The sequence below is a fragment of the Streptomyces sp. YIM 121038 genome, assembly GCF_006088715.1.
Lineage (GTDB): Bacteria > Actinomycetota > Actinomycetes > Streptomycetales > Streptomycetaceae > Streptomyces.
The window spans coordinates 172,301-199,247 of the sequence record NZ_CP030772.1; the positions used below are offsets into that span (position 1 = coordinate 172,301).

The window sequence follows — 26,947 nt, forward strand, 5'->3', positions numbered from 1 at the left end:
CACCGCTGCAGGACGTCCTGCGGGCCTCCCTCGCACAGCCCGTGCCCGCACCAGAGGGTGCCGTCCCTGCCGGCCCCGGCCGCCGTGGACCGGTGGCACTCACATCGCCCGCCTCACTGGAGGTCACCGACCGGTCGGGGGCGCTGCCAGCGACGCCGCAGGACATCGCGTGGCTCCGCGATGAGATCAGCGACGACATCGTCGCCGCGGACGACCAAGAGCCGCTGTCCAACGAGAGCGCCCGCCGGGAGCGGGCCCGCGCTCTGGTCGCTCAGCGGGTCTCGCAGTGGGCCGTGAAACGGGCCCGGCAGGGCACGGCGCTGGCCCAGGCGCAGGTCGACACGCTGTGCCAGGCGGTGTACGACGCGGTGTTTCACGCCGGGCCTCTGCAGAAGTACCTGGACGACCCGCTGGTGGAGAACATCGTCGTCCTGGGCGACGAGGTGCAGGTCGACTACGTCAACAAGGCCACGCAGAAGGCCCCCAGGGTCGCCGAGAGCGATGAGGAGCTCGTGGCTCTGATCAACCGTCTGGCGTCGAACTCCGGGCACCGGGAGCGGAGGCTGTCGAGCTCCACCCCCATGGTGTCGTTCAGGCTGCCCGACGGGTCCCGTGCCGAGGCCACCATCTTGAGCCCGCGGCCGTTTCTGGGCGTGCGCCGCCACGGCGTGGTGGACTCCAGCCTCGAACAGCTCCAGGAATGGGGCACCCTGTCCCCGGCACTGGCTGCGTTCCTGCACGCGCTGGTCCTGGCCCGCAAGAACGTCCTGTTCAGCGGAGATGTGGGCACAGGAAAGACATCCCTGCTGCGAGCGCTGGCCAAGAAGATCCCCCCGGAGGAGCGGGTGGTGGTCCTGGAATCCGACCGCGAACTGCACCTGAGCGGCTACCGGGAAGGCGCGCAGTTCATCGAGCTGGAGGCCCGGGACTCCAACGGCGAGCTCGTCGACGGCCGGCCCGTGGGCCAGGTGACGGTGGAGGACATGTTCCCGCACGCGCTGCGGATGCTGTCCACACGGGTGCTGGTCGGCGAGGTCCGCGACCGCGAGGCCATCGCGATGCTGCAGGCCATGAGTGCCGGCGGCGCGGGCTCCATGTGCACGCTCCACGCTGCCTACCCCAGCCTCGTGCTGCCCCGGCTGGTCACCTTGTGCCGGGGCATGCACCGTGACGACGTCCACGAACTCGTGGGCACCGCCATCAACTTCGTCGTCTACCTCAAGCAGATCAACCAGACACGCCAGGGCGGGCGCCGGCACCGGTTCGTGCACCAGGTCGTGGAAGTCCAGCCCGGCGAACACGGGCGTCCTGCCCTTCAGGAGATCTTCGGCCCGGCTGGATCCGACCCACGGGCGGTGCCCAAACTGGTGCCGTCGTGCATCGGCGAGCTGGAGGAGCAGGCCGGATTCGACCGGCGCTGGCTGGCCGTGCCGCAGTACGGTGCCTGGCCCGCCCCGCTGGATCTGATCGTGAAGGCGGCGGGCGCGGCATGAGCAGTGATCAGTGGAGTCTGCTGGCGGCCCTGTGCGGAGCGCTGGTGACGGGCGGCCTGCTGGCGGCAGCGCGCGGATACTGGCCCCCGCAGCTGCCGGCCGGACGGCCTCCGTCACGGTGGGCCGTGCGCGTGCAGCAGGCCAGGGCCTCGCTGCCGCAGGCGTGGGCGCGCCGCTGGCGCCTGATTGTCCTCGCCTCTGGTGCTGCCTCCATCGGCGGCTGGTGGTACTGGCAGCGCCCGGTGCATGGACTGCTGGCCGGGATCGCGGTCCTGGGGGTGCCATGGATCTGGCATCCGGCCGGTACCAGTGAGCGGCAGATCATGCGCCTGGAGGCGCTGGCCCAGTGGATGCAGCAGCTGGCCGGGGTGCACGAGTCCGGCGGCACCCTGGAAAGTGCCATTACCACCTCCGCGCCCCGGGCACCGGCAGTGATCCGCCCGCCGGTGCGGCTGCTGGCGGCCCGGCTGCGGGTGGGCGCCACCCCGGCGGTCGCCTACCGGCAGTTCGCCGATCACTTCGGCGATGGCGCGGTCGACAACGCGGTGATGCTTTTCCTCACCCACGCCCAGCAGCACGGGCCCGGGCTGAGCCGGGCCCTGCAGTCGATGGCGTCCCTGACCGAGCAGGAAGCCATCCAGTTGCGCTCGGTGGACGCCAAGCGCAGCCAGGTCCGTACCGGCACCCGCTGGATCTCGGTGATCACTTTGCTGATCGCGGCCTATATCTTCACCAACCCGTCCTGGGGCGAGATCTACCGCACCCCCACCGGCCAGGCGGTGATGTTCACCCTTGGGGCGGCGTTCGCCGCGGCCCTGGTGTGGCTGCGCGCGCTGGCCCAGTCCTCTCCCCCGCCCCGGCTGCTGGACGAGCTGTCCGCGTCGGGCCCTCCCGGCAGCCCGGGCCCGCGCGGGCCGGGATACGTGAACAGGAAGCGGAAGGGGGCCTGGCTGTGATGTCACCGGAAGCACTCGCGTGCGGAGCTCTGTGCGGCGCAGGCCTGTTCCTGGTGGTGCGGGAGTTTGTGCCTGCGCGACCGGATGTGAACGCGGTTCTGGACCGGCTGGAGAACTTCGAGCCGGGGCCCGGCCGCGCCCAGGGGGGTGCCCGCGGCGGCGGGTCGGCGCGGTCGTTGTGGGAACGCGCCGGGGAGCAGATCCTGGCCGCGCATGGCCACCGGCTGAGCCTTCCGCGCAGCGATCTGGACCTGCTGGGCCTGTCCCCCGCCGCGCACATCGGCTCCAAAGTCGTGGGCGCAGTCCTGGCGCTCGTGATGGTGCAGCTCGCCGGAGTGGCGGCGGTCCTGGCCGGCTTCGGGCTGTCCTTGGCGCTGCCGGTGCTGGGCTCCCTGGCGTTCGCCGCCTATATCTGGATCGACGCGGACAGGCAGGTGCGGCGCAAGGCGCGCCGAGCCCGCCTCGAGGCCCGCTACGCCATCGCCTCGTTCCTGGAGCGCGCCCAGTTGGAGCGCGGCGCGAACATCGGGCCGGAGGCCGCGGTGCAGCGCACGGCCGAGGTCGGGGACCACTGGGTGCTGGCCCGGATCAGCGCGGCCCTCAAGCGCGCCGAGCTCGCCGGGGTCCCCCAGTGGGAGGCGCTCACGCAGCTCGGGGAGCAGCTGGGGATCCCCGAGCTCGCGGCCCCTGCGGAGTCCTTCTCCCTGGCCGGGGAGGGGGCTTCGATCAGCAAAGCGCTCGCGACCCAGGCCTTGCTGCTGCGCCAGCGGCTGCTCACTGACCGGGAGGCGGAGGCACATGCCGCCTCTGAGCGCATGGTGGTGCCCGGCACCGTGCTGTTCACCGTCGTGCTGGCGATGTTCGCCTACCCCGCTTTCAGCGCACTGACCTCCATCTGACGACCCACGACGGCACTGCCAAGCCGAGGAAAGGGGAATATGCCATGACGTTCGGCCGGATCGACAAGGCAGTCACACACGTGCATGCCGTGTGGCTGGTGCATAAGGAGCGGATGACCGGTCCGCGCCGCGACGCGGGGATGGAGACGCTGGAGAAGCTGATCCTGGGGGCAGTGGTGCTGGGGGTAGCGGTCAGTTTCGGCACGGTGTTCAAGTCCACCTCGACGTCGCTCATGGAGCGCTTCACCGCCGCTGTCGGGCTGTGAGCACGCGCATGCCCCGGTGGTGGCGGCGTCGTGTGCGGGCGGCCTGCGGTCGGAGCGGTGATGCGGGCATCTCTACGCTGGAGTTCCTCCTCATCGCGCCCGCGCTCCTGATCATTTCGTTGATCGTGCTGCAGTTGGGGGTGTTCTTCCTGGCCAGTACCGCGGCCCACACGGCGGCCCGCAAGGGGGCCCAGGCGGGAGCCGCCTACCAAGCCCGGCCCGGTGAGGGCGCCGCACGGGCGAAGCAGTGGCTGAGCGCGGTGGATGTGGTGCGCGGCGCCCGCGTGAGTACGGCGGGCTCCAGCGGGGGGCGTGTGCGGGTCACCGTGACCGGGCATGTCATGAGCTTTCTGCCCTGGGATCTGCGCATCCAGCGCAGCGCCGAGGACACCGTGGAGGTCAACCGATGACCCCCACGACACCGGCCCGCCGCCGTCGCCGCGCAGTCGCGGCCGCGCCGTGGCTGCGCGGCCGTAAGGAGCGCGCCGGGCGGCCGCTGCAAGACCAGGGCTCCTACTCCCTGGAGGCCCTGCTCTGCCTGGTGGTGCTGGTGCCGTTCCTCGCAATCCTGGCCGCCTACGGGCTGGCCGGGCTCGGCGACAGCACTGCGGCGAACGCCGCGGCTGCGGCGGCCCGCGCGGCCAGCGAGTCCGCGGACGCCGCCACCGCGCAGTCCCGCGCCCGCCAGGCCGCGCTGGCCTCCCTGGGGCAGGCACAGCGCACCTGCACCAGTTCCGACATTCACGTCGATACCAGCCGCTTCCCTACCGGGCCCGGGCAGCCCGGAAGCGTCTCCGTGCGTGTGAACTGCACCATCTCACTCGCGCAGTTGGCCGTGCCGGGCCTTCCCGGCTCCAAGACGCTCACCGCCACGCGGCACAGCCCGGTTGACCGCTACGTCGCGCGCGCACGAGGCCGCTGATGAGGGCGGCCTCAGCGCAGGGGCTGCTCGGCCGGGCGCAGGGACGGCCAGGGTTCGCCTGCCGACGCGCCCGCGATGGCGGCTCGGTGACGTTGTACTTCATCGGCTTCGCCCTCGTGATGCTGCTGCTCCTGGCGGTGCTCGTGGACGGCGGGCGGCTGATGATGGCCGACGCTGATGCCGAAGACATCGCCGCCGAAGCGGCCCGCGCCGCCGGACAGGAGATCAACGGGCCCGACGCCATCACCGGTGTAGGCACCCGCGCCGACCCGCAGAAGGCGGCTGCCGCCGCCAGGGCCTTCCTCACGGCCGCTGGCGCCACCGGCTCGGTGCGGGTGGCCGAGGACGGACAGAGCCTCACCATCACCGTTTTCGCCACCTACCGGCCCCTGCTCCTGGGCGGATTCGGCTACTCCAGCATGCAGGTCACCGCGCGTGCCGACGTCACCCTCGAACGCACCGACCCCGGAGCTTGACGATGTCCCGCCCTCTCCCCCACCGCACCGTCGCTCTGGCGCTGCGCCTCCTGGGTGCTGCGGCCAGCCTCACCGCCCTGCTCGCGCTGCTGGGCGGCATCCCCTGGGTCCTGGTCAGCGCAGGCACCCTGCCCCACGGGGTTCCCAGCGGCGCTGACATCGCCGACACCCTGACCTCAAGCGAGGGCGGCGGCCAGGTGCTCTTCACCCTGCTCACCCTGCTGGCCTGGTGCGGGTGGTCCTGGTTCATGCTGGGACTGCTCGCAGAAATCCCCCGGCACCTGCGCCGACGCCCCACGCGGCGCCACCGGCGTCTGGGGGCGCCACAGCGCCTGGCCGGTTTTCTCCTGGGCGGCCTGCTGCTCCTCCCCGCCGGCACCGCGGTCGCGGCTCCGGCCTCCACCGTGGCGGCCACCGCCCCGCAGCAGCCCGCCCCCGACCACAGCCCGCCCGCGCCGGCCCTCGCGTCTGCCGGCAGCGCCGTCTCCACCAGCCCGCCGGCCGCGGCCAAGGGACCGGTGCATATCGTGGGCGCCACGGGCGAAACTGTGTGGGACCTGGCCGAGAAGTACCTCGGATCAGGGCCACGGGCGCAGGAGATCCGCAGGCTCAACCCCGGCCTACCGCAGAGTCCTTTGCTGCCTCCCGGGCTCGAGATCCAGCTGCCCGCCGATGCCCACACCCCGGCCTCTCCCCCGCCTGCTGCCCACCAGCAAGATCACAACGCCATCCAGCTCACCGCCGAGGAAAGACCGCTGAGCAGGCCTTCCCAGCCACGACGGGCGAGCGGCACGCAACGAACGCATACCGTCAGGCCAGGCGAGACGCTGTCCAGCATCGCCGGGCAAGAGACCGGCGACGCATCCACCTGGCCACGCCTGTACGAGGCAAACCGTGATCACCCCCAGCCCGATGGTGCTCCCCGGCTGAAAGACCCTGACCTCATCTATCCCGGGCAGAAGATCCTCATCCCAGCCAGGTCCGATACGCTCCCCGGCGCTGCGCCGGAGGACGACACGAACGAGCAGCCCGGGCAGGCAGACAAGCACAGCGACAAGGGGGAGGCCCACGACGACACGGGCAAACCCTCCGCACGGCCCGGGCAACGCGAGCAGCAGCCCTCCTCCCCGGCCACCCCTGATCAGGATCCGGCGGCGCCGACGCCCACGCCTTCCGCACCGGCCCCTGCTCCTGAGCACGAGCCAGGCTCATCCTCTCCGCTCATCACCCCCGCCCGCACCGCAGGCGTGCTGGCGTCCCTGGCCGCCGCGGTCACCCTGGCGCTGACGATCCGCCGGATCCTCCAGCGCCGCCGCGCCAATCCAGGTCAGCGCATCGCCATGCCACCTGAACCCTCCCCCACCGAGGCCCAACTGGCCCAGGCGGCCCAAGCACCCCAAGCCCACGGCATCCACCGCTTGGACCTCGCGCTGCGCGCCCTCGCTGCCCAGGCATCCCATGACGAGACCGCGGTGCCCGACATCCGCGGCGCACGCATTACCAGCAGTGCTGTGCAGATCCTGCCCGCCGACCCCACAGCCGAGCCGGTGACGCCGTTTACGCAAGGCCCCAGCCCCTGGTGGACCTTGGATCACGACACCGACTTGCCCGCCGACGCCGCACAGAACGACGCCCCGCACCCAGGGCTGGCCACCATCGGCAGTGACGCGGCGGGGAACCTGATGCTGCTGAACCTGCCCCACAGCGGGGTCGTCCTGCTTGACGGTGAGCGCGGTCCGCGCGAGGAGATCCTCACCTCCCTCGCCCTGGAGCTGGCCATGAGCCCATGGGCCAGCGGCGTCGAAGTCGTAGTGGCCGGTTTCGGCGACGGCCTCAACACCCTGCTGCCCACGGCACGCATCGCGCATATGGCGACCGGTGCCCAGGCCGCGCGCGACTTCGCCGAACGGCTCCTGGAAGCACACCAGGAACACGAGACCGGCCTACGGCGGACCCCCTATCTGATCCTGTGCGCCGCCGAGCTCGACGCCGACAGCGCCTGGTCCATCGCGGAGACCCTCAGCCACACCACGGACTTGATGAAGGTCGCAGTCATCGCACCCACACCGCACACCACACTGCTGTTCGACGAGAGTGAGCGCCTCAGCGCCAACGACCGTCAGCCCCAGCACATCTACGCCCTGGAAACCGACGTCACCCTGCAGCGGTTGACCCGCCAGGCGTACCAGGACATCACCACCGCCCTGGCCACCTCCGGTGAGGAGCCCCATCCCGCCGAAGGCCCCTGGCGGCACGTGCCCACCGAACCCCATGCCCGCGCCGCCGCACCCGCGCCTGCCCCAGGCCCAGGCCCAGGCCCAGATGCGGATCGCGCCGCCGCTGGCAGCAGGACAGTGCAGCGCAACGATCCGGACGGATCCCCTCCCCCGGCGCCGCTGGTCAAGCGCTCCTTCACACCTCCGGAAGCATCAGATCCGGATACGGGCGGCCTGGGAGTCTTCCCCGCTCTGCTCGCTGCCTCGGCCGACCCGGCCGCCGTCCCGCAGCCTTTCTCACCCGCCGGCCCCCGCACGACACCCACCGCGGAGCACAAGAACATGGGGAAGGGCCAAGCGCACAGGGCCGAAGCTGTACAGCACGAGCCGTCCGCGGTCCCGTCGCGGGCAACGCACCACGGCGCCGCCACAGAGGCCTCCTCGCCCACAGCCCTCTCTACAGCAGCCGCCCCATCTACACCGCGTATCCAGGTCCTTGGCCCTGTCACCATCTCCGGCGTCGCCGCCTCCAAACACGGAACCCGCGAAGCCCAGCTCGCGGCACTCCTCCACCTGCGTCCCGGCCGTGACGCAGACGCCCTGTGCGCCGACATGGACCCCTCCAGCCCCTGGTCACCCGAGACCCTCAACGCAAGGCTGGGCGGTCTGCGGCGAAGCCTCGGCAACGACCCCGACGGCAATCCCTACGTGCCCCGCCGCGCCGTCAAGTCCGACCCCTTCCGGCTCTCCGACAAGATCTGCTGCGACTGGCATGCCTTCCACAAGACCGCCGAGCAGGAACTCCCCCGCGGCGCTCCGGGACTTCCGCTGCTCGAAGAAGCTCTCGACCAGGTACGGGGCCGCCCCTTCGGCGCCCAAACGCTGCCTTGGAGCGAACCCTTGCAACAGGAGATGGCCATGCGGATCGTCGCCGTCGCGCACACCGTCGCCACCCACCGCCTCCACAAGGGTCCGCACCACGACCTCACACTCGCTCGACGCGCCATCAGCACGGGGCTCGAAGCCGACGAATACTCAGAGCTGCTGTTCCGGGACTGGTTCCGCATCGAATACGCCGCCGGAAACCGCGCGGGTCTCAACACCGCGATCGCCCGACTCGAACAGGTCAACCGGTTCCTGGGCCTGCCCACGGAGCTCGAGACAGAGGAACTGCTCCGTGACCTGCTCACCCACCCGAGCGCCACCAAGCTGCTGTAGGTTCCGCGGTTTCGCGAGCATTTCCACGTGATCACGGGCAGCGGTAACGGTCAGTAGCGGACTACCGACGGCCTACCGGCGAGGGTACGAGGGTAGCCGCACCGGCCCACCATCCGTCCCGCGTTCGCGTGGCCCGTCGCGCCCTGAAGCACAAGGGCGGCATCAGGCGGCGAGGGCGTCAGCGTAGACCGGCAACTGCCAGCCGCCGCGGTCCTCCTTGGAGAACCGTGCAGTGAACGTCGGGGTACCCCCACGCGGACACCCCGATGCGGTCAGCTGCGGGCGGCAGTGCCTCGATGGCGGTGTGCCACGGGTACGCGTCGGGGCCGCCCTGGTGATCAGCGCTGGGGGAGGGTGAGCAGCATGGGGTGCATGAGGGGCGCGTTCGTCACTCGGGGGCGCAGGTCTCCGAGGGTGCGCCATCCCCAGGACTCGTACAGGGCGTGGACCTTGGGGTGGGCCTGGTCGACGAGGAGGGTGGCGCGTTCCTCGGGGCGGTGGGCGAGCAGCGCGTCGTGCAGCTGGCGGGCGGTGCCGGTTCCCCGCCACGGGGCGCGGACCATCAGCTCGGACAGGGGCTTCGAACCTCCGAAGGCGCTCGATTTTGTGATGCACCTCACACTTAAAGTCGTGTAATGCACGCTTGATTTTTCTCTCCCTATTCCCGACAGAGGTGATCGGGCTAACCGCCCGGCCACCTCCTTTTTTATGCACGATGCCGCCTCGCGGGTGGCGCTGCATGGTTCGGGAGGGCCACATGAACGGTGACATGGATCTGCGGACTGCGTTGTTGCTCGTGGTGGGTGGCGGCACGACCTACGTCGCCTTCGAGCATCCGTCCTTGGGCGCTGCGTTGCTGGTCGGAGTGGCTGTGGTGACGCTGCTGCATTACCTGCTGAAGGACCGGTGAGTAGCGCGCAGGGCGCGGAGCCCTCTCAATGCGGGCAGGCAGGATCGGTCAACGGTGCCGCCCGGCGTACCCGGCTGGTCGTAGTGCCGGCGATGCCGGTCACGGGCGGGGCTCCTCGCGGGGTGAGGCGACGGGGTGTCTCCGGTGGGAGACACCCCGGTGCGGTCAGCGGACGGCGGGGAGTGCCTCGATGGCGGTGTGCCACGGGTAGGCATCGAGGTCACCATGGCGGGGCCGGTGCGGAATGAACCCGCTCTCCCCGAGAAGGACCTCCACCCCGGCCTCGCGCAGTTGCTGGACGCTGCGGCCGACCGCGGGGTGGCGTCCCTGGGCGTCGTTCCAGTGCGGGAGGGCCACCAGCGGCGTGCCCATCCCGATGGCTTCGGTGATCAGTCCGAGGGCGAGGGTGTCGGAGATCCCGCCCGCCCATTTGTTCAGCGTGTTGCTCGTCAGTGGCGCGACGAGCATCGCGTCGGGGGGCGGCAGCACATCCGCCTGGCTCGGGAGCTTGTACTGCCATCGCACGGGGTGTCCGGTCAGTTGTTCCAGGGCCTCGATCTCGCCTTCGGAGTCCTCGCTCGCCCACCGGTAGGCGGACGGTGTGAGGATCACGCAGACGTCCCAACCGGCCTTCTGCGCGGCGCGGATCGGGATCTGTATGCGGCGGGCGGGCGGGGCGGCGCAGGCGATGAGGTACAGGGTGTGGGTCTGGGTCACCCGGGCAGTCCACAACGATCAGCAAGCGCCCGCAAGCGGCCTTCCGCGCTGCCGGTGCCGAGCAGCCGCAGGTCCTCGACCGCGGCCCGGGTGCGGGGCCGGCACTGGACTTCCTCCGGAGCCAGGCGCTCGGCCTCGAGCAGCGTGTCGACGGCCCTCTCGCACAGTCCTGCCTGGATCTCGCCAAGCGCGCGGTCGGCGAGCAGATGGGCCCGGCGCTCCGGGGGCAGTCCTGCGAACGCGGGGGCGGGGATGCCGTGGGCGACCGCGACGGCGTCGGCTCCCTCGGAGAGCTGGACGTGCGCGGCGACCTTGTAGAGCTGCACGTTGGTCGGGCCGAAGCTGCTCCATAGCCGGTTGTCGTCGTGTCCGAGGTGCTCGGCGTGCTCGGCGGCCTCGGCGAGGTGGTCGGGCACCTTGCGGGCCAGGGCGGCGGAGTTGCGGTCGTCGGCCTCGGCCGTGGCGGCCTGGGCCATGGCGGCTTTCAAGAACAGCATTCCCAGCACCGACAGCCCGTCCGGGCCGCGCTGGAGCAACTCGCCCTGGAGCCGGTGGGCGGCTGCGGTGACGAAGGCGACCGCCGCAGAGGCCTGGCCGTGGTTGGTCATCGCGTCCGCGAGGTGCCGGGCGGCCGACGCCATGATGACGGGATCCTGCGAGCGCTCGGCGGCGGCGACCGCGCGGTGCCCGGCGAGCACGGCGGTCTCGGTGTCGCCCCATTTGATCAGCGCGGCCTCGGTGAGTTCCAGGGACAGCGACAGCAGCCGGAACGCTTCCATCTGCTCGTCGCCGCGATGGTGGTGGGCGGCCTGGGAGGCGTCGACCAGCAGCGTGGGGATGGCGGCGCCGAGCTGAGCGAAGTGCCCGCGCTGGAAGCCGCTGCGGGCATGGACGAGGGCCCGGTGCAGCAGGTCAACGGAGACCGGCTCGTCGTCGGCGTCGCCGCGGGCCCCGGTGATGACGTCGTGGCGGTGCAGGGCGGCACGGACCGCGTCGAGCTCGCTCTGCCCGGCGCACGCCACGGCCTCGTCGCTGAGGAGCCGCTCCAGGGTGATGCCGAGTTTGGAGGCGGCGAGCAGCATCACCGACAGCTGCGGATCGCGCTGGACCCGCCCGGCCTCCACGTCCTCGACCCAGCGCAGAGATTTGCCCATCAGTGAGGCGAACGTCGCCTGGGTCATCCGGCGCCGGCCGCGCCAGTAGGCGACGCGGCGGCCGAACTGCATGCTCAGAGAGGTGCTCATCGGAAATCTCCGGACCGGAACGCGAACCCACAGGATTCCTGTGGCCTTCCTTCGGTCTACCGCACTTACGGTCCGTTCATGGCCAAGTCCCAGAAGCCCACCCCGACGTGGGGCGCCCTGCTCGAACCTGATGCCCGCACGTACGAACGGCTGCGCAGGGCGTCCCGTGCGGCCACCCGGCTCGTACGGTGCGGCGGCGGCCGGGACGCGGTGGTCATCGCTCCTCTGCGGCGCGGCCTCGCCGCCCTTGACGCGATGAACCTTCCGGTCCTGGACGGGTACTCGGTGCTCGCCGACCATCTGCGTCAAGAACTGATCGTGCTGGTGGCCAGCGGCCAGGCGAACTGGGCTGGCGTTCCGGGAGTGCGGGTGCTCTCCTGCGGCTCCTGGCTTCTGGTGCCCGCCTGCGGCACCGACGGCTCCCTCGCCTCGGCCTGGCTGAGCCCGCCCAAGAGCCGCGCCCCCTGGCAGGGCTGCGACGGGCAGCCCTGTCTGGGCAGGGTGGCGGTCGCGGTCGACGTCGCCGGTCTGCGTGACGCGCTGGCCGCGGTCGACCGGCCGGTCCTCTCCTCGGCCGGGTCATGAACACGGCGCGCGCCGGGGTGGACGGCCCCCCGGGCCTGCTCGGCGCGGAGCCGCCCCTGGGCCGCAAGACCTGCGAGGGGCTCCTCAAGGCAGTGCTGGCATGGTCTGACCCCGGCGCGCTTCGGCCCGGCGACTACCACCAGGTCGGGCTGCTGCTGGCCGGGGCTGGGCAGGCGGTCGCTGCCGATGTACGCGCGTACGCGGCCCGGCTGCCTGATGACGACAGCAGGCGCCCGCTCGCCGAGATCGTCCTGGGCGAGGCCGACCGCCGTCTCTGGCTGGCCGCCCGGAGCCTGCACGACGTGCGGAACAAGGCCCGCATGGTCCGTGCCCTGTACGAACGGCTTGACCGGCTGGCCGAAGCAGCACCGGCCGCCGTCTCTCCCTGATCCGCCCGCCGCCCTTCCCCCGTTATCTTCTTCGCGGTCCTGCAAGAGGGCCGCTGGCCTTCGGGTCCGGCATGGCTGTTCCCCCCTGTCGAACGAATGACCTGGGGGGTGGTGCCACCGGGCCCGAGAGGCGCCGCTGGAGACGCTGATGAGAGGTCCGACACCGCCCCGCCGAGCGCAATGCCCGGCACCTGGTGGGCGGCAGGTCTGCATAACGTGGATGCGCGCACGACGCCAACGCCCCGGCCAGCACCGTACGAACCCGTTCGGGAGGACGGCTTGATGGAGTACGACGAGATAGGCGTCTTCCTGGGCCTGGATGTCGGCAAGAGCCACCACCACGGCCACGGCCTCACCCCGGCGGGCAAGAAAGTCTTCGACAAGCAACTCCCCAACACCGAACCGAAGCTGAGGGACGTCTTCGAGAAGCTGAAGACCAAGTTCGGCACCATCCTGGTGATCGTGGACCAGCCCGCCTCGATCGGAGCCCTCCCGCTCACCGTCGCCCGGGACACCGGCTGCAAGGTCGCCTACCTGCCCGGCCTGTCGATGCGGCGGATCGCCGACCTCTACCCCGGCGAGGCCAAGACCGACGCCCGCGACGCGGCCGTGATCGCGGACGCCGCCCGCACCATGCCGCATACCCTGCGCTCGCTGGAACTCACCGACGAGATCACCGCCGAGCTGACCGTCCTCGCCGGGTTCGACCAGGACCTCGCGGCCGAGGCCACCCGCACCAGCAACCGGATCCGCGGCCTGCTCACCCAGTTCCACCCCAGCCTGGAACGCGTCCTTGGACCACGACTCGACCACCAGGCCGTCACCTGGCTCCTGGAACGCTACGGATCACCGTCCGCGCTGCGGAAGGCCGGACGCCGCAGGCTCGTCGAAGTGATCCGGCCCAAGGCCCCGCGCATGGCGGTCCGGCTGATCGACGATGTCTTCGACGCGCTCGACGAACAGACCGTGGTGGTTCCCGGCACCGGCACCCTCGACCTCGTGATCCCGTCGCTGGCCCGCTCGCTCGGCGCCGTCCACGAACAACGCCGGGCGGCAGAAACACAGATCAGCGCCCTGCTGGAGGCGCACCCTCTTTCCCAGGTCCTGACGTCGCTGCCCGGCGTCGGCGTCAGGACCGCCGCCACCTTGCTGGTCACCGTCGGCGACGGGAGCGGCTTCGCCACCTCCGCCCACCTGGCCTCCTACGCCGGCCTCGCCCCGGCCACCAAGTCGTCGGGCACCTCGATCCACGGCGAACACGCACCCCAAGGCGGCAACCGCGTCCTGAAACGCGCGATGTTCCTCTCCGCGTTCGCCGCCCTGCACGACCCCGCCTCCCGCACCTACTACGACAAGTGCCGGGCCAGAGGAAAGACCCATACCCAGGCGCTTCTCCGCCTGGCCCGACAACGGATCAACGTGCTCTTCGCGATGCTCCGCGACGGCACCATCTACGAACCGAGAACCCCACGCCTCGCTTGACGAAAGACATAGAGGCCCCCCGCGCTGACCGGCATGACCCGCACCGCACTGACTGCGCTGACCGAGACCCTGACCGCCGACTGGCAGGCGCTGCAGAAACAGGACCCCGCCACCCGACGCGACGGCGGCGAACGACGCCGAGCCCCGGGAGGCGGCCGCAAAGCCAAACTCGACCTGGCCGACCGGGTCCTGGCCACCGCACTGCAACAAAACCTCGCCCTGCCGCCCACCGTGCTGGCCCGCCTCCTCGCCGTCAGCAAGGACACCATCCGCCACACCACCAGCGAGACCCGGCGCCTGATGAACCAGCACGCACACACACTCCGGCCCCCAGCGGCACACCTCAACACCCTGGCAGGACTCCTCGTCCACGCCACCACACACGGCGCGACCCTCACAACAGAGATCAAACCAACGCGTTGATTCTTTACGGGCCCTTACTTCCCACCTGGCACTGCTTTCCCTGGGCTCACATGTCCCTGTGTCCAGGCATCCAAGCAACAGGTGGAACTTCATCCGCACCCAGGCCGAGTTCCTGCGCTACGACCAGGCCCTTGAGGCCAGGTGGCCCATCGCGACCGGGATCATCGAAGGCGCGGCCCGCCATCTTGTCGCCGACCGTCTCGATATTGGTGGTGCCCGCTGGGGCCTCGACGGCGCCGAGGCCGTCCTGAAACTCCGGACCGTCGCCGCTATCGGCAATCTTGGGGCCTACTGGAAGCACCACCCCGCAGCCGAACATCAACGGCTCTACCCAGTCTATGATCAGGCCAGATACGCCCTCAGCAGTCAGAAGGGGGAGCTGAGAAGCAGGCATCGCGCTGATACGACCCGCACCTGCCGTCACGGGTTCAGCCCCGATCAGCCATGCCCACTGCCTGCAGGGACGTGCCGAAGCATTGAGTATGCGTGACAACACCAAGGATCATACCGCCCAGGACAGCTCACTGCCTGATGCCGACCTCACTCAGAACGAGCCGCACCCGTCCACGAAGGGCTTCACCTACGGCGAGATGTCGGCCCACCTCGCTGAGGTGTACGGTGCCGAGGTTTCCAAGTCCACCATTTCCACGATTACCGACGCAGGTCTCACTGCCAGTCGGGTCCTCGGCAGTGAGCTGAGGCCACTGCAGACGCAATCGGCGCAGGTTGAGTGTGTCAGCCCGGATCGTTGAAACGCGGCTGGCGAGCTACTCAGAAGCCGTCCCGCTTCCTCTCTTGATCGTTACTTGGCGTGATTGGTGGGCGGCTGGCTCGTTGATGAAGTCATGAGCGATGTGGGGTTGCGGGAAGCCAGGCTGCCGTGTCAGTCGGACTGTGCATGTTCATGCCTGCCCGATCCGGCCGATATCGGTGAGAAGCACGTCTGTGGGTGCTGGTGTCCGTCGAGAGAGGAAGGCTGTGCCTGCGACGACGCGGAGTTTCTCCAGTACGGATGCCGTTGCTGAGACGTCGTAGTCCCGCGTGGTCCGCGCGGTCTAGCAGATCGGTGACGCGGGGGCGAGACGGACGGTCCAAGGGCGCAGTCTGATCCGCCGCGATCCGGCCGGTGATGGTGGTGGGGGTTTGGGCTCGCGCCAGTCACCCACAGGTTTCGTCAGCCGACGCGTCATCAGGGCCATAACGCTCCAGGCCAGGTGGGCCTCAGAGTGCCGGGGAAGCTTCTCGTAGTCACGGCAGTTTCTCCGGGATCTCATCAGCCACGAAATGCTCCGCTCCACCACCCACCTCTTCGGTAACAACACGAAGCCCTTCGTCCGTGGCCGGTTGACGGTCTTGAGGGTGAGGCGGAGGCGGTCCTTGGCCCAGGTGACGAGTTCGCCGCCGTAGGCCGAGTCGGCCCAGACCAGGGTGACCTCGGGGTGGGCCAGGCGGAGGCGGAAGAGGAAGTCGCGGGCGGCGTGGGCGTCGTGGACGCTGGCTGGGGTGACCATCATCATCACCGGCAGCCCTCGTGTGTCGACGGCCAGGTGGCGTTTGCGGCCCGTCGTCTTCTTCCCGGCGTCGTAGCCGGTCGTCGATCTGGGGACGGTGGCGTCGGCCTTGATGGTCTGGGAGTCGACCACCACGGTCACCGACCGCGGGTTCTTGCCCTCCCGCAACCGCACCTGTTCGTGCAGGACGGCGCAGATCCGGGAGGTGACCCCGGCCGCGTGCCACTTGCTGAACCAGCGGAACACGGTCCGCCAGGGCGGGAAGTCGGCGGGGACCGCGCGCCACTGGCAGCCGGTCCGGTTGACGTAGCGGATGCCGTCCACGACGTCGCGGCGGTCGTAGACCTCGGGATGGCCGCCGGTCGGCAGGCTCGCGGCCGGTGGCGGCAACAGCGGCGCGATCAACTCCCACTCGGCGTCGGTGGTGTCGGAGGGGTAGCGGCGTTCACGCACGCCAGTGCCCTGTTCCTAGCGTTCCATACGGGTGAGGACCTCGAAGGTGGCCTTGGCCCCGCCGAGCTGTTCCAGGGCCAGGCGCACCCACTCGTCCGAGGGCTGGCGGCGCGCGTGCGGAGCGAGAACCTGTTCGATCACGTTGGCGATCCGGTGCAACTGGGTGGCAAAGATCGCCCGCTCGTAGGCGACCCAGATATCCGGGTCCTCCGAGAGCTGGAAGCCCTCAGCTTTCGAGTAGGTCACCGGCGGCAGTCCCTCCTTCGCCGCGACCTTCCGCAGGAACTTGATCCCCGCCCAGACCTGGCACGGGGTCCGTCCCGTCGAACCGCACAGCTGGACCAGGCTGGCCCCGGTCGGCCGTGCCTCCCTCAGCGCCTTGCGCACCGCCTCGCCGTGGACATGGGCGGGGTGCCCCTGCGCGGCCACTACTCGCCCCGCAGCAACGCCGCGAGGGCCTCGTCGAGGTCGGTCTGTCCCGTCGCAACGGCCGTCTCGATCCAGTCGGCCGTTGCCCGTAACTTCTCCAGGACTGACCCGACCTGCCCGTGCTGGCGCTCGGTGAACTCCTGCCCCCTCAGCTTCGGCACCAGCCGCGTCGCGCCCGCGATGAAGCCCTGGCAGACCGCTATCAGGTCCACGAACTCCATCTGGCGGTGCCAGTGGCGCACGACGGTCGCCGGATCGTCGAACCGCTCCTGCCCCTCCCCGCCACCGAGCTCGTCGGCCGCCAGGACGTCCTGGAACTCCTCGTCGAACTCGTCGTCCGCCTCGGCCTGCTCGAACTGCGCCTCGTTCACCATGTAGCGGGCATCGCCGTCCCGCATGGCCACGAACACGACCTCACGGCGTTTGAGGAGATCGACCGCGACCCGGCAGGCGACCGCCTCGTCCTGTACCAGTTCCGTGACCGCCTCGACCTTCTCCTCCACCGTGACCGGCGTCGACGTCTTCCAGCCGACCGCCCGCTTCGCTGCGTCCCCGTCCCACGAGTAGCGCCCCGTCCGCTCGTTCAACGGCGGGTGCGCGATCACCTCGAACGGCTCGTCGGCGGAGGCGAGGATCTTGTGGACCTCCCAGGACACCCCGGCCACCCGATGCTCGGCCGGCCACTTCGCCGCCACCCACCGGTACGTCCGCACAGTCGCCGCCGACAACCCCACGTCCTCCGCGAAGTACTTCAGCGAGTCCTCGACCCGCTGCCCGCCCTCGCCTATCCGCAGGTGACCGCCCCACTCCCGGATCGGCTCGATCTCCAAAGCCGCGTCCCCGAGCGCCCACTGCGCAGCGGACTCGACTTCGACCTGACGGAGCGAGGAGGCCACCAACTCGTGGTAGCGGCTCGCGGCGACGTTCCCGATCACAGCCACGCCGGATCACCACCCCCGGCAGGACAAGGACACGGCCCCACGCCGTCGATACGGAACCCCGTCCCGCCTCTCCCAGCACCGTCCACGCCCACCCGCACAGATCACTAGCAATGACCACAAAAGGCCGATGCGAACACATGATCCGTCAACCGCCTACGGATTCTCACCCACTTCAGACCCCTTGACGACCGGACCGGACAACACCCTCCACCTCGTCACTCCCCGTAGATGCTGGACGGCTTCTGAGCTTGACTCTGTCGGGGATCTTGAAGATGCGGGGGTCAGGTTCCCAGGGTTCGCCAGGACTTGGGCCGGGGTATCGCGTGCTGGTCGAGGTAGTGCTGGAAGGCGGTCGGTCGGCGGGGTGGGGAGGCTTCCTCGGCCGGTGGCAGTTGGCTGAGGCGCTCGATGTTGACGGCGATGGCCGTCAGGATGTGCTGGATGTGGGCCTTTCCCTGTCCTCGGTAGCGGCAGCGCCGCATGCCGTGGCCGTGGGCGAACTCGTTGACCGTGCCCTCCACTCCGGAGCGGACCGCGTAGCGGGTCTTCCACTCGGGCTTCTGCTGTTCGGCGCGGACGCGGAGTTGCAGGTCGCGGAGTTCTCGTGGGGGAAAGCCCACGGTGCGGTGGCTTTCGCGGGCGGTGGTGCACTGGGTGCGGGCCGGGCAGGGCTGGCACTGGGTCTTGGTGAATCTGGCCACGATCAGCGGGGCCGCGGTCGGCGAGGAGGTCGGGTAGGGGCCGTGCCAGCCCGCGCTGACCTGTCCCTGGGGGCAGGTGACCTGCTGACGGTCGTAGTCGATGTGGAAGTCGTCCCGGGCGAAGCCCTCGCCTCGGCGGTGCTGGTGGGTGGGGTTGCTCTTCAGCGGCCCGGAGACGGTGACCTGGTGTTCACGGGTGGCCTGTTCCAGGTGGGGCAGGGAGGTGTAGCCAGTGTCGACCAGGTGCTCGGCGGGCAGCAGTCCGCGACGCGCCAGGCGGGTGTGGATGCCGGGCAGGACCTGGCTGTCGTGGGTGGTAGCCGCAGTGGTCGCGACATCCGTGATCACGTTGGGGCCGTCGGGAGCACAGGTCTCCGTCAGATGAGCGGCGAACCCCTTCCAGCTGATGATGTGCCCGTGCCTCGCGTAGCGGGCCGAGGTGTCGTAGGGCGAGACGATCGCCCGGGACGAGGACGGCAGTCCAGGCCCGCCTTCCTTCTCGGCGGTGCGCCAGCGCAGCCGACCTGCCTGATCACGGTGGTAGTTCTGCACCATGATCTGGCGCAGGGCCTGGACACGGGAGCCGGGCGTGCGGTCTGCTCCGTGCCGGTAGAGGTGTTCCAGGAGCCGGGCGGCGTCGTTTCCGGTGGCGAGGATCCTGGTCATGGGCTTGGTGGGGTTCTTGCCCAGACGGACCGGCCGGCCGTAGCGGAGCCCCCAGTCCTCGTCGACCAGGCCGTCGAGCAGGTGCGGGGAAGAACCAGCGACTTCTTCGAGTGCGGCGCGGACTGCCTCGGTGATCAGCTCCAGGCGGGTCAGGTCGCGCACCGCGGCCAGGACGTGGGTGGAGTCGGTGCGCTGCGTGGTGCGCTCGCGCACCAGTCTGGCCTCCTTGAGGCGGGCCAGCGCGAGGTCGAGGAGGCGGTCGGCGCGGTCGCCTTCGGCGAGACGGTCGCGGAAGTCGGCCAGCACACTGTGGTGGAACCCGGGATCGTCCAGCTCCATCGCCAGGGCGTACTTGAAGTCGATGCGGCAGCGGACCGCCTCGGCGGCCTGCCGGTCCGACAGGCCGAGCAGGAACTGCAGCACACAGACCGTGGCCAGTTGAGCAGGCGAGAGCCCCGGCCGCCCGTCCCGCGGGTACCAGTCGGCGAAGTCCTCATCGCACCACAGCCCATCGAGGCGGTCGCGTACCCATATCGCCGTCGTCCCGCCCGGGTTGCTCGCCCGCGCGACTTGCGCGGTCAGAGACGGGACCTGCTCACCGGAACGAGGGCGGAGCGACAAGGGGCACCTCGACAGCTGCGTCGGTCGGCGGAACTACCCGAGCATGCCTGTCGATCATGCTGTCGCACCGAGGAACTCCAAGATCCCCGACAGAGTCAAGCTGAGGTACTCAGCCCAGGGCTGCGGCTTACTGCGGCCGCGCCGCGGCGAGGTCAGGACCTCCTCGACGGTGCATGCATGGGCGTACTTTGCGGACCGTCTTGCGGTCCATCCGCAGCGTCTCGGCGATCACCTGGATCGCGACTCCCTTGTCGTACATCTCGTGCACCGCCGCGAAGTGGCGCCGGGTATTCACCGCCCGCTTGCCCTCGATCACCGGCGCTCCGACAGCAGACTCCACGACTTCGTCGAGTTCCTCGCCCCCGGCCGGGGTGAGGCAGCGGCGATGGGTGACGACGGACTTCTCCACCGTCCTGCACAGGTTGAGCCAAAGATGGAACCTGTCTGCGATCTGGACCGCCTCTGGGGCAGCAGCGCGGACCGCCTCCGCATACGCGCTCGCTCTGTCCCGGCACACGATCTCCGCTCCGGGATGCTGCTGGAGCCAGGCGGTGAAGGTCTCGGCGGTACGGTCGGGCAGGACGTCCACGACACGGCCGGTTTCGATGTCGATGAGCACGGTGCCGTAGACGTGGCCGCGCTTGAGGGCGAAGTCGTCCACGCCCAGCACGCGCGGGCTCCTCTCCGGCGGTTCGGCGGGCAGGGACCGCACGCGGCTGAGCAGGGTGTTCGGGCTGGCTGTGCAGTGCAGCATCGCTGCGAGGCGGGCTCCGGCCCTTCCGGCCAGGAAGCAGCCGATCTTCACCAGCATCCGCTGCTGGAGCTGGCTGCGACGGCCATAGCGGAAGGTCAGGCCCTCGACCTGTTCCACGAAGATCCGACGCGCGCACGAGGGCACGTCGCAAGAAATCGGCGGCAGCCGAGGCGGTTATCTGCACGCCCGCACCAACCACCCGGATGTCCTCTATCGCGACGCCCGCCAGGTGTGGCAGCAGCACTTCAAGTATGTGATCACTCAACGCGCCTGAACAACACAGGACTTGACGGCTAGTCACGCGCGGTCACCCCGAAATGTTGATCAGAGCCGTAAGGTTTCCCCGCGTACGGCCACGTTTCCTCCCCGCTCGCCCCGAGTAGTCCCGCTCGGCGACGCTGGAGCGGGTGAAGAACAGCAGGGAGATCATGGAGATCCTTGAGGCTTACGACCTCACAGGCAGATACCGTGCCGCGGCCGAGCTGGCCGGGTGCGACCACCACACAGTGGCCCGATATGTGAAGATGCGGGCCGTCGGCCAGCACCCCGATCAGCGCCACCATCGGGCCCGGGCGATCAACGACTATCTGCCGAAGATCGAGGAACTGGTGGTCCGCTCGCAGGGCAAGGTCCGCGCGGACGTGGTCCACAAGAGGATCGCCGCGATGGGCTTCACCGGCGGGGAACGCACCACCCGCCGCACCGTCACTGAGGCGAAAGCCCAGTTCAGGGCCGGTCGGCGCCGGGTCTATCGGCCGTGGGTGACCGAGCCTGGGCTCTGGATTCAGTACGACTTCGGCGACGGGCCGGTGATCAAGGGCCGCAAGACCACACTCTTCTGCGTATGGGTGGCCTGGTCCCGTTTTCGCGTCGTCATCCCGATCTGGGACAAGACCCTGCCGACGGTCACCGCATGTCTGGACGCCACGTTCCGCAGGATCGGCGGGGTCCCGGCCTATCTCCTCACCGACAACGAGAAGACGGTCACGATCGACCACGTCGCCGGGATCGCGGTCCGCAATCCGGAGATCGTCGAGGTCGCCCGGCACTACCCGTTGACCGAACTACTGAGGGTATCTTAGCAGGTCAGCGACCCTTTGGCGGGATCGTCGTTGGGTTGGCCGTGGAGTCATCAAGAGACCTGTCGGTCCTGTCCGTGCCCTTGATCGTCGAACTGGTGGCCACGGATGATCCGTGGGAGCCCTACCGACTCGTCGGTGCGGAGGGGACGCCGGTTGAGGGAGTCGCTGCCTTCCTGCGGGATCTGCAGGCGGCCGGACGACCAGCGACAACCGCTCGTTCCTACGGGATGGATCTGCTGCGCTGGTTCCGCTTCCTTTGGGCTGTCGACGTGCCGTGGGACCGCGCAGAGCGCATCGAGGCCAGGAACTTCTCCCGCTGGCTGCAGATCGCTGGGCAACCGTCCCGTCGGCACTGGCGGCGCCCGGATCAAGATGGTCGGTGGGCTGTCGGCGGGAAGCCGTACGCGACATCGGTCCGTACACACAGCGAGACGGTGCTGCGAACCTTCTACGACTTCCATCGCGATGCCGGCACTGGGCCGATCCTCAATCCGTTTCCGTTGGACCGCTCGAGCCGGGGACGGCGAGCACATGCTCACCGCAACCCGATGGATTCGCCGCGCAACGAGCGCGTCGGCCTCTACCGGCCGAGGCTCCCACAGCGGATTCCTCGCAGCGTTCCGGACGCGGAGTTCAACGAGATTTTCGCCCGGCTGCCCTCTCATCGCGACCGAGCCCTGGTCGCCTTCTACGTCTCCACCGGCGCCCGGGCCAGCGAGTTGCTGTCCGCGTGGCAGGGCGGGGTCGACCCGGGCCGCCAGCTGATCAGCGTGGTCCGCAAGGGCACCGGAGAGATCCAGGAGCTTCCGGCCTCGACGGATGCGTTCGTCTGGCTACGGCTCTACCAGCTGGAACTGGAGGACGCGATCCCGAAGGGGCGACGGGTCCCGCTGTGGTGGACGTTGCGCAACCCGTCACGGCCGCTGACCTACCACGCGGCACACCGGATGTTCGAGAGGGCCAACGACAAGGCCGGCACCACGGCGACGCTGCACGCCCTACGGCACACCGCCGCCTACCGGATGGCAGAGGACCCCAATCTCCCCCTCACTGATGTCCAATTTGCCCTAGGACATTCGCAGTTGACCACCACCCAGATCTATCTCACGCCCCGCAAGGAGGAGGTCATCCGGCGGCTGCTGGCCCATCACGCCGAGCAGACGAGACAGGCCGCCGCTCGCACCGCACCCGCCGCTGCCCCTGGCTACTCGGCCGAGTCGCTGGACGTGCTCTTCGGGACGGCCCGCTGATGACCATGACGCTGGAGACCGCGCAGGCCGCGGCGGCTTCGCCGCCGCGGCCGGTCACGGGGTTGCTCTGAGCGCGGCCGCGTGAGGATGCGTGGCCCGCGACCAGGCAGAGCCGCGAGGAGGTCTGGGGTCGGCTGGCTGCCGAGCCCTTCGCTCCGGCCTGCGACAACAACGGCCGCAAGTTCGGGCTCGGTCTGCTGCTGGACTGGCTGACCGACCAGCCCGGCGCCACCTGGCAGGAACGTTGGCTGGCCAGCGGCGCCGACGATGACGGCTCCAACTGGCGGGAGATCCCGTTGCGTTGGATTCGTGAGCGCGGGCACGAGGTCCCCTGGCGCCAGGAGTCCTTCTTCCGGGCGATGCACCCCGCTCTTTGCGCCGACCTCATCCGGCCCTCACTGCCCTGGTTGATCACTTCGTCGCTTCGCAGCAGCGCGCTCGTCGGCATGCTCGCCAAGCACCGCGACCCGACCGGCTTCGCCCGCCTGCGAGAACGCTGCGCTACGGATCCGAGCGTCAGCACGGCCGCGGCAACCCGCACCGTCTACCGCGCTGCCCAGATCCTCGTCGCCAAGGGCGGCGTCATCGCCGACATCGTCCCGGGCGACGTCCTGGAGCTGCTGGACATCGAGGCCGAACCACGCGGCACGAACATCGGTGCGACCAACCTGTTCTATCGGGTCCTGCACGACCTGGACGTCTTCGGCGATCAGGCTCCGGCGACACTGCGCGAACTGCGGACGGGCGGACAGCGCACGCCCGAGGAACTGATCGACCGCTACGGCATCGTCTGCCGCCCCGTCCGCGACCTACTCGTCGACTACCTGCGGGAACGCCAACCCGCACTGGACTACAACAGCCTGGACGCGCTGTCCTACTACCTGGCCAAGCTGTTCTGGTCCGACTTGGAACGACACCACCCGGGCATCGACAGTCTCCACCTGCAGGCCAACGTCGCCGACGCCTGGAAGCAGCGGCTCCGCACCACCACGAAGATTATCCGCACCCCGGACGGCTGCCGGGTCACCACCGAGGCACCTCGGATCAACTACCGCGAGTGCCTCACGCCGGTACGTGCCTTCTACCTGGACCTGGCGCACTGGGCCGTCGAAGATCCCGCCCGCTGGGCCAGCTGGGTCGCCCCCTGCCCGATCGGCAGCGAGGAGATCAACCGCAAGAAGGACAAGCGGCGCCGCAAATCACGGATGGACGCCCGCACCCGCGAGCGGCTGCCAGTGCTGCCCATCCTGGTCCGCAGTGTCGACCAGCGTCGCAAGGACGCCGCCCTCGTGCTGGCGGCCGCCCGCGACACCGCCCCCGGCGAGACGTTCACCGCCGCGGGGCAGACACTGGTACGCGTCGCCCCGCGCCGGTCGGCGACCGCCAAAGTGCTGGCCGAGGACCCCGTCACCGGACAGCGACGCGATCTCGGACGCGAGGAGGACCACGCCTTCTGGGCCTTCGCCATCGTCGAGGTCTTGCGAGCCACCGGCACCCGGGTCGAGGAACTCACCGAACTCTCCCACCACAGCCTGATCCCATACCGGTTGCCCACCACCGGCGAACTCATCCCGCTCCTGCAGATCGTTCCGTCGAAGACCGACACGGAACGGCTCCTGGTCGTCAGCCCCGAGCTCGCCGAGGTCCTCTCCACGATCATCCGCCGGGTCCGCGACAACATCGGCCGAGTCCCCCTCGTCCCCGCTTACGACCACTACGAGCGCACCTGGCTGCCGCCTGCACCACTGCTGTTCCAGAGACACTGCGGTTACGAGAACCGGGCGATCAGCTCGGGCGCGGTCCGGAAGATCCTCACCACTGCGCTCGCGCACACCGGGCTGACGGACTCTGTCACTGGCGGCCCGCTGCACTTCACGCCGCATGACTTCCGCAGGCTGTTCATCACCGACGCCGTCCTCGGCAGCCTGCCACCGCACATCGCCCAGGTCATCGCCGGACACCAGGACATCAACGTCACCCTCGGCTACAAGGCGGTCTATCCCGACGAGGCCGTCCAAGCTCACTTGGCCTTCCTGGCCCGTCGACGAGCCATTGTCCGCGTACGCCCTCATCTCCATAGCGGCGTACAACCTCACGTCCAGAGCTCTCGGCGCGTCGTAGAGACGTTCGAGGAAAGGAGTGATCACCCTTCGGTTCGTCAGCGGCCAAGCAGACGAGTCCGAAGGGTGACCGCTTCTTATGATCCTGGATCCGGAGGAATGGATGGACCTGCGTAGGTTCCGCGTGCTGCATGAGGCAGGCGTGAGTATCAACGCGATAGCCCGGGAGACCGGGCATGACTGGCGGACGGTGAAGAAGTACCTGTCCGCCGAGGGTGCGGTCGTGCCCAAGGCGCCGCCCCGCAAGGGCACCCAGCCCCGCAAGATAGCCAAGCTGGCGCCGGTGGTGGACGCCTGGCTGCGGGGCGACATCGAGTTGAAGGCCGCGGTCATCCACGAGCGCCTCGTCGACCAGTACGGCTTCGACGGCCACTACCAGCGCGTGAAGATGTACGTCGCCGAGGTCAGACCCCGCATCCGGGCCGAACTCGGCCTGGACGACGACAAGTTGTTCGGACTGCACCGCCGGTTCGAGGTGGTGCCCGGAGGGCAGGCCCAGGTCGACTGGGGGGATGAGGGCGGCATCCTCGCGCACGTGGGCATCGCCAAGGTGTACTCGTTCCACATGGTCCTGCCCTATGCGCGGGACCCGTTCTGCTGCTTCACCATCTCCCAGGACCTGGCGACGTTCTTCGACTGCCACCGCCGCGCGTTCGAGCACTTCGGGGGCGCCTCCGCCACCGTGGTCTACGACCGGACAAAGACCGTGGTCAAACGGCATGTCGGGCCGGGCAAGGCGGTGCCGTTGCGTCCCGAGGCGGTCGCGTTCGCCTCGTCCTACGGCTTTGACATCGACGTCCTGGCCGCCTACCGGCCCCAGGGGAAGGGACGCGTCGAAAGGCAAGTGGACATAGTTCGTGATCATGTTCTGGCGGGCCGGCCCTTCGGCTCCGTCACGCAGATGGACACGGCATTTCAGGGCTGGGTGCCCATCCGCCGCCGGCAAGTCCACCGCACCCACGGCGAGGTGATCGGCGAGCGGGCCGCGAAGGACCGGGCCGCCCTGATCCCGCTGCCCGAGCATCCCTACCGGGTGGTCGAGCGGCACCTGCGCAGGGCCGGCAAGGACTGCCTGGTCTCCTTCGAGGGCAGCCTCTACTCCGTCCCCGCCCGCCATATCCGCCCTGGCCAGCAGGTCGAAGTCCGGGTCGCGCAGGGCGAGATCGCCATCCACCACCTCGATGAGGCCACCGGCGGCGACAGCCTCCTCGCACGCTACCAGCGGGCAGACGTGCGAGGCAGCTGGGTGGTCGATGAGGCCCACTGGGACGGCCTCGCGGACGGACACACCCGCAGCGTCACCACCGCCGACGAGCCCGATCACCTCGGACGCCCGGATGCCGTTGAGGTTCAACCAGGTTCTCTGGACGTCCTGTTGGCCCGCACCGCGGTCGCCCGCATCCCCGTCTCCCGCCGCCCACTGGCCGACTACGACCTCGCCGCTGGCCTCCCGATGCCCGGAGTGAACTGATGAGTGACCTGATCACCGCACGGATCCGCAAGCACGCCGACAAGCTGAACCTGCCGCACCTCTCGGCCAGCCTCGAGCAGCTGGCGGCCCGCGCCGACCGGGACAAGATGGGCTACCTCGACTTCCTCGACCTCGTCCTGGAAGAGGAGACCGGTGTCCGCGACGGACGGCGTTTCCGCACCGCCCTGAGACTCTCGAAGCTCCCGCACCACAAGCCCCTGGACGACTTCGACTTCGCCTTCCAGCCCGACCTCGACATCCGCAAGGTCAAGGACCTCGCTGCCCTCTCCTTCGTCGAGGCCAAGGCCAACGCGGCCTTTATGGGTCCGCCGTTAGGAACAGTTCGCATGTCTCAGTCCCCTTCCTGTCTCACGAGTCGCCTCGGTGGGCACCGGTTTGATCGACTACAGCCTGAGCAGACGAATGTCTCAGCGACGACTTCGATTCGTTATTCGTTCGTTATCGTCACGCTTGTCGGAGCTTCCACGATCAGGCCCTCTGTCCGCTGCTGCTGGAACCAGTAGCCCCGCAGTGGCTCTTGGGTCCGGATGCCCGTGCCAGGTCCGCAAGCCAAACCCGTCTGTACAGACCTCGGGGCTACTCGGCTTCTGGTGATGGAGCGTGCTGATCCACCTTGCCCTCTTGGCGAAAGGGTTCCGGGCGATATGCGTGCCATGTAAAGATCAGTGAGGCATGCGCCAAGGTGGTCAGGCTGGGGGGAAGATGGCGGGTACGACAGCTCCGTTCGAAGC

At 69.4% G+C, this 26,947-nt stretch carries 24 protein-coding genes and 4 pseudogenes; 20 read left to right on the top strand and 8 right to left on the bottom strand.

All coding sequences use genetic code 11. The features are described 5' to 3' along the window. The first annotated feature begins 92 nt into the window (after nucleotides 1–92). The 8 genes from C9F11_RS43515 to C9F11_RS43550 all read left to right on the top strand — a co-directional run bounded on the left by C9F11_RS43515 (nucleotide 93) and on the right by C9F11_RS43550 (nucleotide 8,446). Nucleotides 93–1,493, top strand: a complete 1,401-nt coding sequence (locus C9F11_RS43515; protein WP_138967875.1) for an ATPase, T2SS/T4P/T4SS family — start codon at nucleotides 93–95, stop codon at nucleotides 1,491–1,493. Then, on the top strand, nucleotides 1,490–2,449 hold the full coding sequence (locus C9F11_RS43520) for a type II secretion system F family protein (RefSeq protein ID WP_138967877.1): 960 nt from the start codon (nucleotides 1,490–1,492) through the stop codon (nucleotides 2,447–2,449). The genes C9F11_RS43515 and C9F11_RS43520 overlap by 4 nt, the downstream gene beginning before the upstream one ends. Nucleotides 2,450–2,535: 86 nt before the next feature. After that, nucleotides 2,536–3,348, top strand: coding sequence for a hypothetical protein (locus C9F11_RS43525; RefSeq protein ID WP_249402310.1), 813 nt, complete (start codon nucleotides 2,536–2,538; stop codon nucleotides 3,346–3,348). A 44-nt stretch (nucleotides 3,349–3,392) separates the two neighbouring features. Next, nucleotides 3,393–3,614: a hypothetical protein gene (locus tag C9F11_RS43530; RefSeq protein WP_138967879.1), complete on the top strand. Its 222-nt coding sequence runs from the start codon at nucleotides 3,393–3,395 to the stop codon at nucleotides 3,612–3,614. Then, nucleotides 3,611–4,024 carry a TadE family protein gene (locus tag C9F11_RS43535; RefSeq protein WP_138967881.1) on the top strand — a complete coding sequence of 138 codons (414 nt, stop codon included), beginning with the start codon at nucleotides 3,611–3,613 and terminating at the stop codon, nucleotides 4,022–4,024. Before C9F11_RS43530 ends, C9F11_RS43535 begins: the two co-directional genes overlap by 4 nt. Then, complete coding sequence (locus tag C9F11_RS43540; RefSeq protein ID WP_249402311.1) at nucleotides 4,021–4,536, top strand: hypothetical protein; 516 nt, start codon at nucleotides 4,021–4,023, stop codon at nucleotides 4,534–4,536. The genes C9F11_RS43535 and C9F11_RS43540 overlap by 4 nt, the downstream gene beginning before the upstream one ends. Continuing rightward, a complete protein-coding gene (locus C9F11_RS43545) occupies nucleotides 4,536–5,012 on the top strand; it encodes a pilus assembly protein TadG-related protein (RefSeq protein WP_138967883.1) in 477 nt (158 codons plus the stop codon). The genes C9F11_RS43540 and C9F11_RS43545 overlap by 1 nt, the downstream gene beginning before the upstream one ends. Nucleotides 5,013–5,014: 2 nt before the next feature. Next, nucleotides 5,015–8,446 carry a LysM peptidoglycan-binding domain-containing protein gene (locus tag C9F11_RS43550; protein WP_138967885.1) on the top strand — a complete coding sequence of 1,144 codons (3,432 nt, stop codon included), beginning with the start codon at nucleotides 5,015–5,017 and terminating at the stop codon, nucleotides 8,444–8,446. 338 nt (nucleotides 8,447–8,784) lie between these two features. Here C9F11_RS43550 and C9F11_RS43555 read toward each other — a convergent pair whose 3' ends face one another. Continuing rightward, a complete protein-coding gene (locus C9F11_RS43555; protein ID WP_138967887.1) occupies nucleotides 8,785–9,066 on the bottom strand; it encodes a GNAT family N-acetyltransferase in 282 nt (93 codons plus the stop codon). Nucleotides 9,067–9,203: 137 nt separating this feature from the next. On the opposite strand from C9F11_RS43555, the gene C9F11_RS47870 reads away from it, so the two are divergent. After that, a complete protein-coding gene (locus C9F11_RS47870; protein ID WP_171076185.1) occupies nucleotides 9,204–9,356 on the top strand; it encodes a hypothetical protein in 153 nt (50 codons plus the stop codon). Nucleotides 9,357–9,521: 165 nt separating this feature from the next. Here the strand turns inward: C9F11_RS47870 and C9F11_RS43560 are convergent, their stop codons facing one another. Together C9F11_RS43560 and C9F11_RS43565 are read right to left on the bottom strand one after the other, a co-directional pair. After that, on the bottom strand, nucleotides 9,522–10,073 hold the full coding sequence (locus C9F11_RS43560) for a flavoprotein (RefSeq protein WP_138967889.1): 552 nt from the start codon (nucleotides 10,071–10,073) through the stop codon (nucleotides 9,522–9,524). Then, nucleotides 10,070–11,317 carry a helix-turn-helix transcriptional regulator gene (locus C9F11_RS43565; protein WP_138967891.1) on the bottom strand — a complete coding sequence of 416 codons (1,248 nt, stop codon included), beginning with the start codon at nucleotides 11,315–11,317 and terminating at the stop codon, nucleotides 10,070–10,072. Before C9F11_RS43565 ends, C9F11_RS43560 begins: the two co-directional genes overlap by 4 nt. 78 nt (nucleotides 11,318–11,395) lie before the next feature. Between C9F11_RS43565 and C9F11_RS43570 the strand changes: the two genes are divergently transcribed. The 6 genes and pseudogenes from C9F11_RS43570 to C9F11_RS49180 all read left to right on the top strand — a co-directional run. Continuing rightward, nucleotides 11,396–11,902, top strand: a complete 507-nt coding sequence (locus C9F11_RS43570) for a hypothetical protein (protein WP_138967893.1) — start codon at nucleotides 11,396–11,398, stop codon at nucleotides 11,900–11,902. After that, entirely contained in the window at nucleotides 11,899–12,291 is a 393-nt protein-coding gene (locus C9F11_RS43575; RefSeq protein WP_138967895.1) for a restriction endonuclease, read from the top strand. The genes C9F11_RS43570 and C9F11_RS43575 overlap by 4 nt, the downstream gene beginning before the upstream one ends. 279 nt (nucleotides 12,292–12,570) lie before the next feature. Beyond that, nucleotides 12,571–13,773: an IS110 family transposase gene (locus tag C9F11_RS43580; protein WP_138967897.1), complete on the top strand. Its 1,203-nt coding sequence runs from the start codon at nucleotides 12,571–12,573 to the stop codon at nucleotides 13,771–13,773. Between the two features lie 18 nt (nucleotides 13,774–13,791). Continuing rightward, nucleotides 13,792–14,196, top strand: a pseudogene (locus C9F11_RS43585) (ISAzo13 family transposase); the annotation flags it as partial. A 103-nt stretch (nucleotides 14,197–14,299) separates the two neighbouring features. After that, nucleotides 14,300–14,461: pseudogene (locus C9F11_RS49175) on the top strand (ISKra4 family transposase); the annotation flags it as partial. Between the two features lie 304 nt (nucleotides 14,462–14,765). Next, a pseudogene (locus C9F11_RS49180) lies at nucleotides 14,766–14,858 on the top strand (hypothetical protein); the annotation flags it as partial. Between the two features lie 393 nt (nucleotides 14,859–15,251). Here C9F11_RS49180 and C9F11_RS43600 read toward each other — a convergent pair. From C9F11_RS43600 to C9F11_RS43620, 5 genes are all read right to left on the bottom strand, one after another. Beyond that, nucleotides 15,252–16,160: an IS5 family transposase gene (locus C9F11_RS43600; protein WP_138967903.1), complete on the bottom strand. Its 909-nt coding sequence runs from the start codon at nucleotides 16,158–16,160 to the stop codon at nucleotides 15,252–15,254. A 15-nt stretch (nucleotides 16,161–16,175) separates the two neighbouring features. Further along, nucleotides 16,176–16,589: a hypothetical protein gene (locus C9F11_RS43605; protein ID WP_138967905.1), complete on the bottom strand. Its 414-nt coding sequence runs from the start codon at nucleotides 16,587–16,589 to the stop codon at nucleotides 16,176–16,178. Next, nucleotides 16,589–17,530 (bottom strand): DUF6192 family protein, encoded by a 942-nt coding sequence (locus C9F11_RS43610; RefSeq protein ID WP_138967907.1) that lies wholly within the window; start codon nucleotides 17,528–17,530, stop codon nucleotides 16,589–16,591. Before C9F11_RS43610 ends, C9F11_RS43605 begins: the two co-directional genes overlap by 1 nt. Nucleotides 17,531–17,811: 281 nt before the next feature. Next, nucleotides 17,812–19,518 carry an IS1182 family transposase gene (locus tag C9F11_RS43615; protein ID WP_138967909.1) on the bottom strand — a complete coding sequence of 569 codons (1,707 nt, stop codon included), beginning with the start codon at nucleotides 19,516–19,518 and terminating at the stop codon, nucleotides 17,812–17,814. Nucleotides 19,519–19,645: 127 nt separating this feature from the next. Further along, nucleotides 19,646–20,389, bottom strand: coding sequence for a transposase (locus C9F11_RS43620; RefSeq protein ID WP_138967911.1), 744 nt, complete (start codon nucleotides 20,387–20,389; stop codon nucleotides 19,646–19,648). Between the two features lie 290 nt (nucleotides 20,390–20,679). Here C9F11_RS43620 and C9F11_RS43625 point away from each other — a divergent pair. The 5 genes and pseudogenes from C9F11_RS43625 to C9F11_RS43645 all read left to right on the top strand — a co-directional run. Next, nucleotides 20,680–21,324, top strand: a pseudogene (locus C9F11_RS43625) (IS21 family transposase); the annotation flags it as partial. Nucleotides 21,325–21,428: 104 nt separating this feature from the next. Next, nucleotides 21,429–22,604, top strand: a complete 1,176-nt coding sequence (locus C9F11_RS43630) for a site-specific integrase (protein WP_249402312.1) — start codon at nucleotides 21,429–21,431, stop codon at nucleotides 22,602–22,604. A 296-nt stretch (nucleotides 22,605–22,900) separates the two neighbouring features. Next, nucleotides 22,901–24,841 carry a site-specific integrase gene (locus C9F11_RS43635; protein ID WP_249402313.1) on the top strand — a complete coding sequence of 647 codons (1,941 nt, stop codon included), beginning with the start codon at nucleotides 22,901–22,903 and terminating at the stop codon, nucleotides 24,839–24,841. Continuing rightward, complete coding sequence (gene istA, locus C9F11_RS43640; protein ID WP_138967915.1) at nucleotides 24,804–26,195, top strand: IS21 family transposase; 1,392 nt, start codon at nucleotides 24,804–24,806, stop codon at nucleotides 26,193–26,195. The genes C9F11_RS43635 and istA overlap by 38 nt, the downstream gene beginning before the upstream one ends. Then, nucleotides 26,195–26,719 (top strand): ATP-binding protein, encoded by a 525-nt coding sequence (locus C9F11_RS43645; protein WP_138967917.1) that lies wholly within the window; start codon nucleotides 26,195–26,197, stop codon nucleotides 26,717–26,719. Before istA ends, C9F11_RS43645 begins: the two co-directional genes overlap by 1 nt. Nucleotides 26,720–26,947: the final 228 nt, after the last annotated feature.

Excerpts from the sequence above, each read along its gene's own strand:
- C9F11_RS47870 (WP_171076185.1), top strand. The coding sequence starts at position 9,204 with ATGAACGGTGACATGGATCTGCGGACTGCGTTGTTGCTCGTGGTGGGT.
- C9F11_RS43575 (WP_138967895.1), top strand. The coding sequence starts at position 11,899 with ATGAACACGGCGCGCGCCGGGGTGGACGGCCCCCCGGGCCTGCTCGGC.
- C9F11_RS43530 (WP_138967879.1), top strand. The coding sequence starts at position 3,393 with ATGACGTTCGGCCGGATCGACAAGGCAGTCACACACGTGCATGCCGTG.
- C9F11_RS43565 (WP_138967891.1), bottom strand. The coding sequence starts at position 11,317 with ATGAGCACCTCTCTGAGCATGCAGTTCGGCCGCCGCGTCGCCTACTGG.
- C9F11_RS43645 (WP_138967917.1), top strand. The coding sequence starts at position 26,195 with ATGAGTGACCTGATCACCGCACGGATCCGCAAGCACGCCGACAAGCTG.
- istA (WP_138967915.1), top strand. The coding sequence starts at position 24,804 with ATGATCCTGGATCCGGAGGAATGGATGGACCTGCGTAGGTTCCGCGTG.
- C9F11_RS43520 (WP_138967877.1), top strand. The coding sequence starts at position 1,490 with ATGAGCAGTGATCAGTGGAGTCTGCTGGCGGCCCTGTGCGGAGCGCTG.
- C9F11_RS43550 (WP_138967885.1), top strand. The coding sequence starts at position 5,015 with ATGTCCCGCCCTCTCCCCCACCGCACCGTCGCTCTGGCGCTGCGCCTC.
- C9F11_RS43540 (WP_249402311.1), top strand. The coding sequence starts at position 4,021 with ATGACCCCCACGACACCGGCCCGCCGCCGTCGCCGCGCAGTCGCGGCC.
- C9F11_RS43545 (WP_138967883.1), top strand. The coding sequence starts at position 4,536 with ATGAGGGCGGCCTCAGCGCAGGGGCTGCTCGGCCGGGCGCAGGGACGG.
- C9F11_RS43570 (WP_138967893.1), top strand. The coding sequence starts at position 11,396 with ATGGCCAAGTCCCAGAAGCCCACCCCGACGTGGGGCGCCCTGCTCGAA.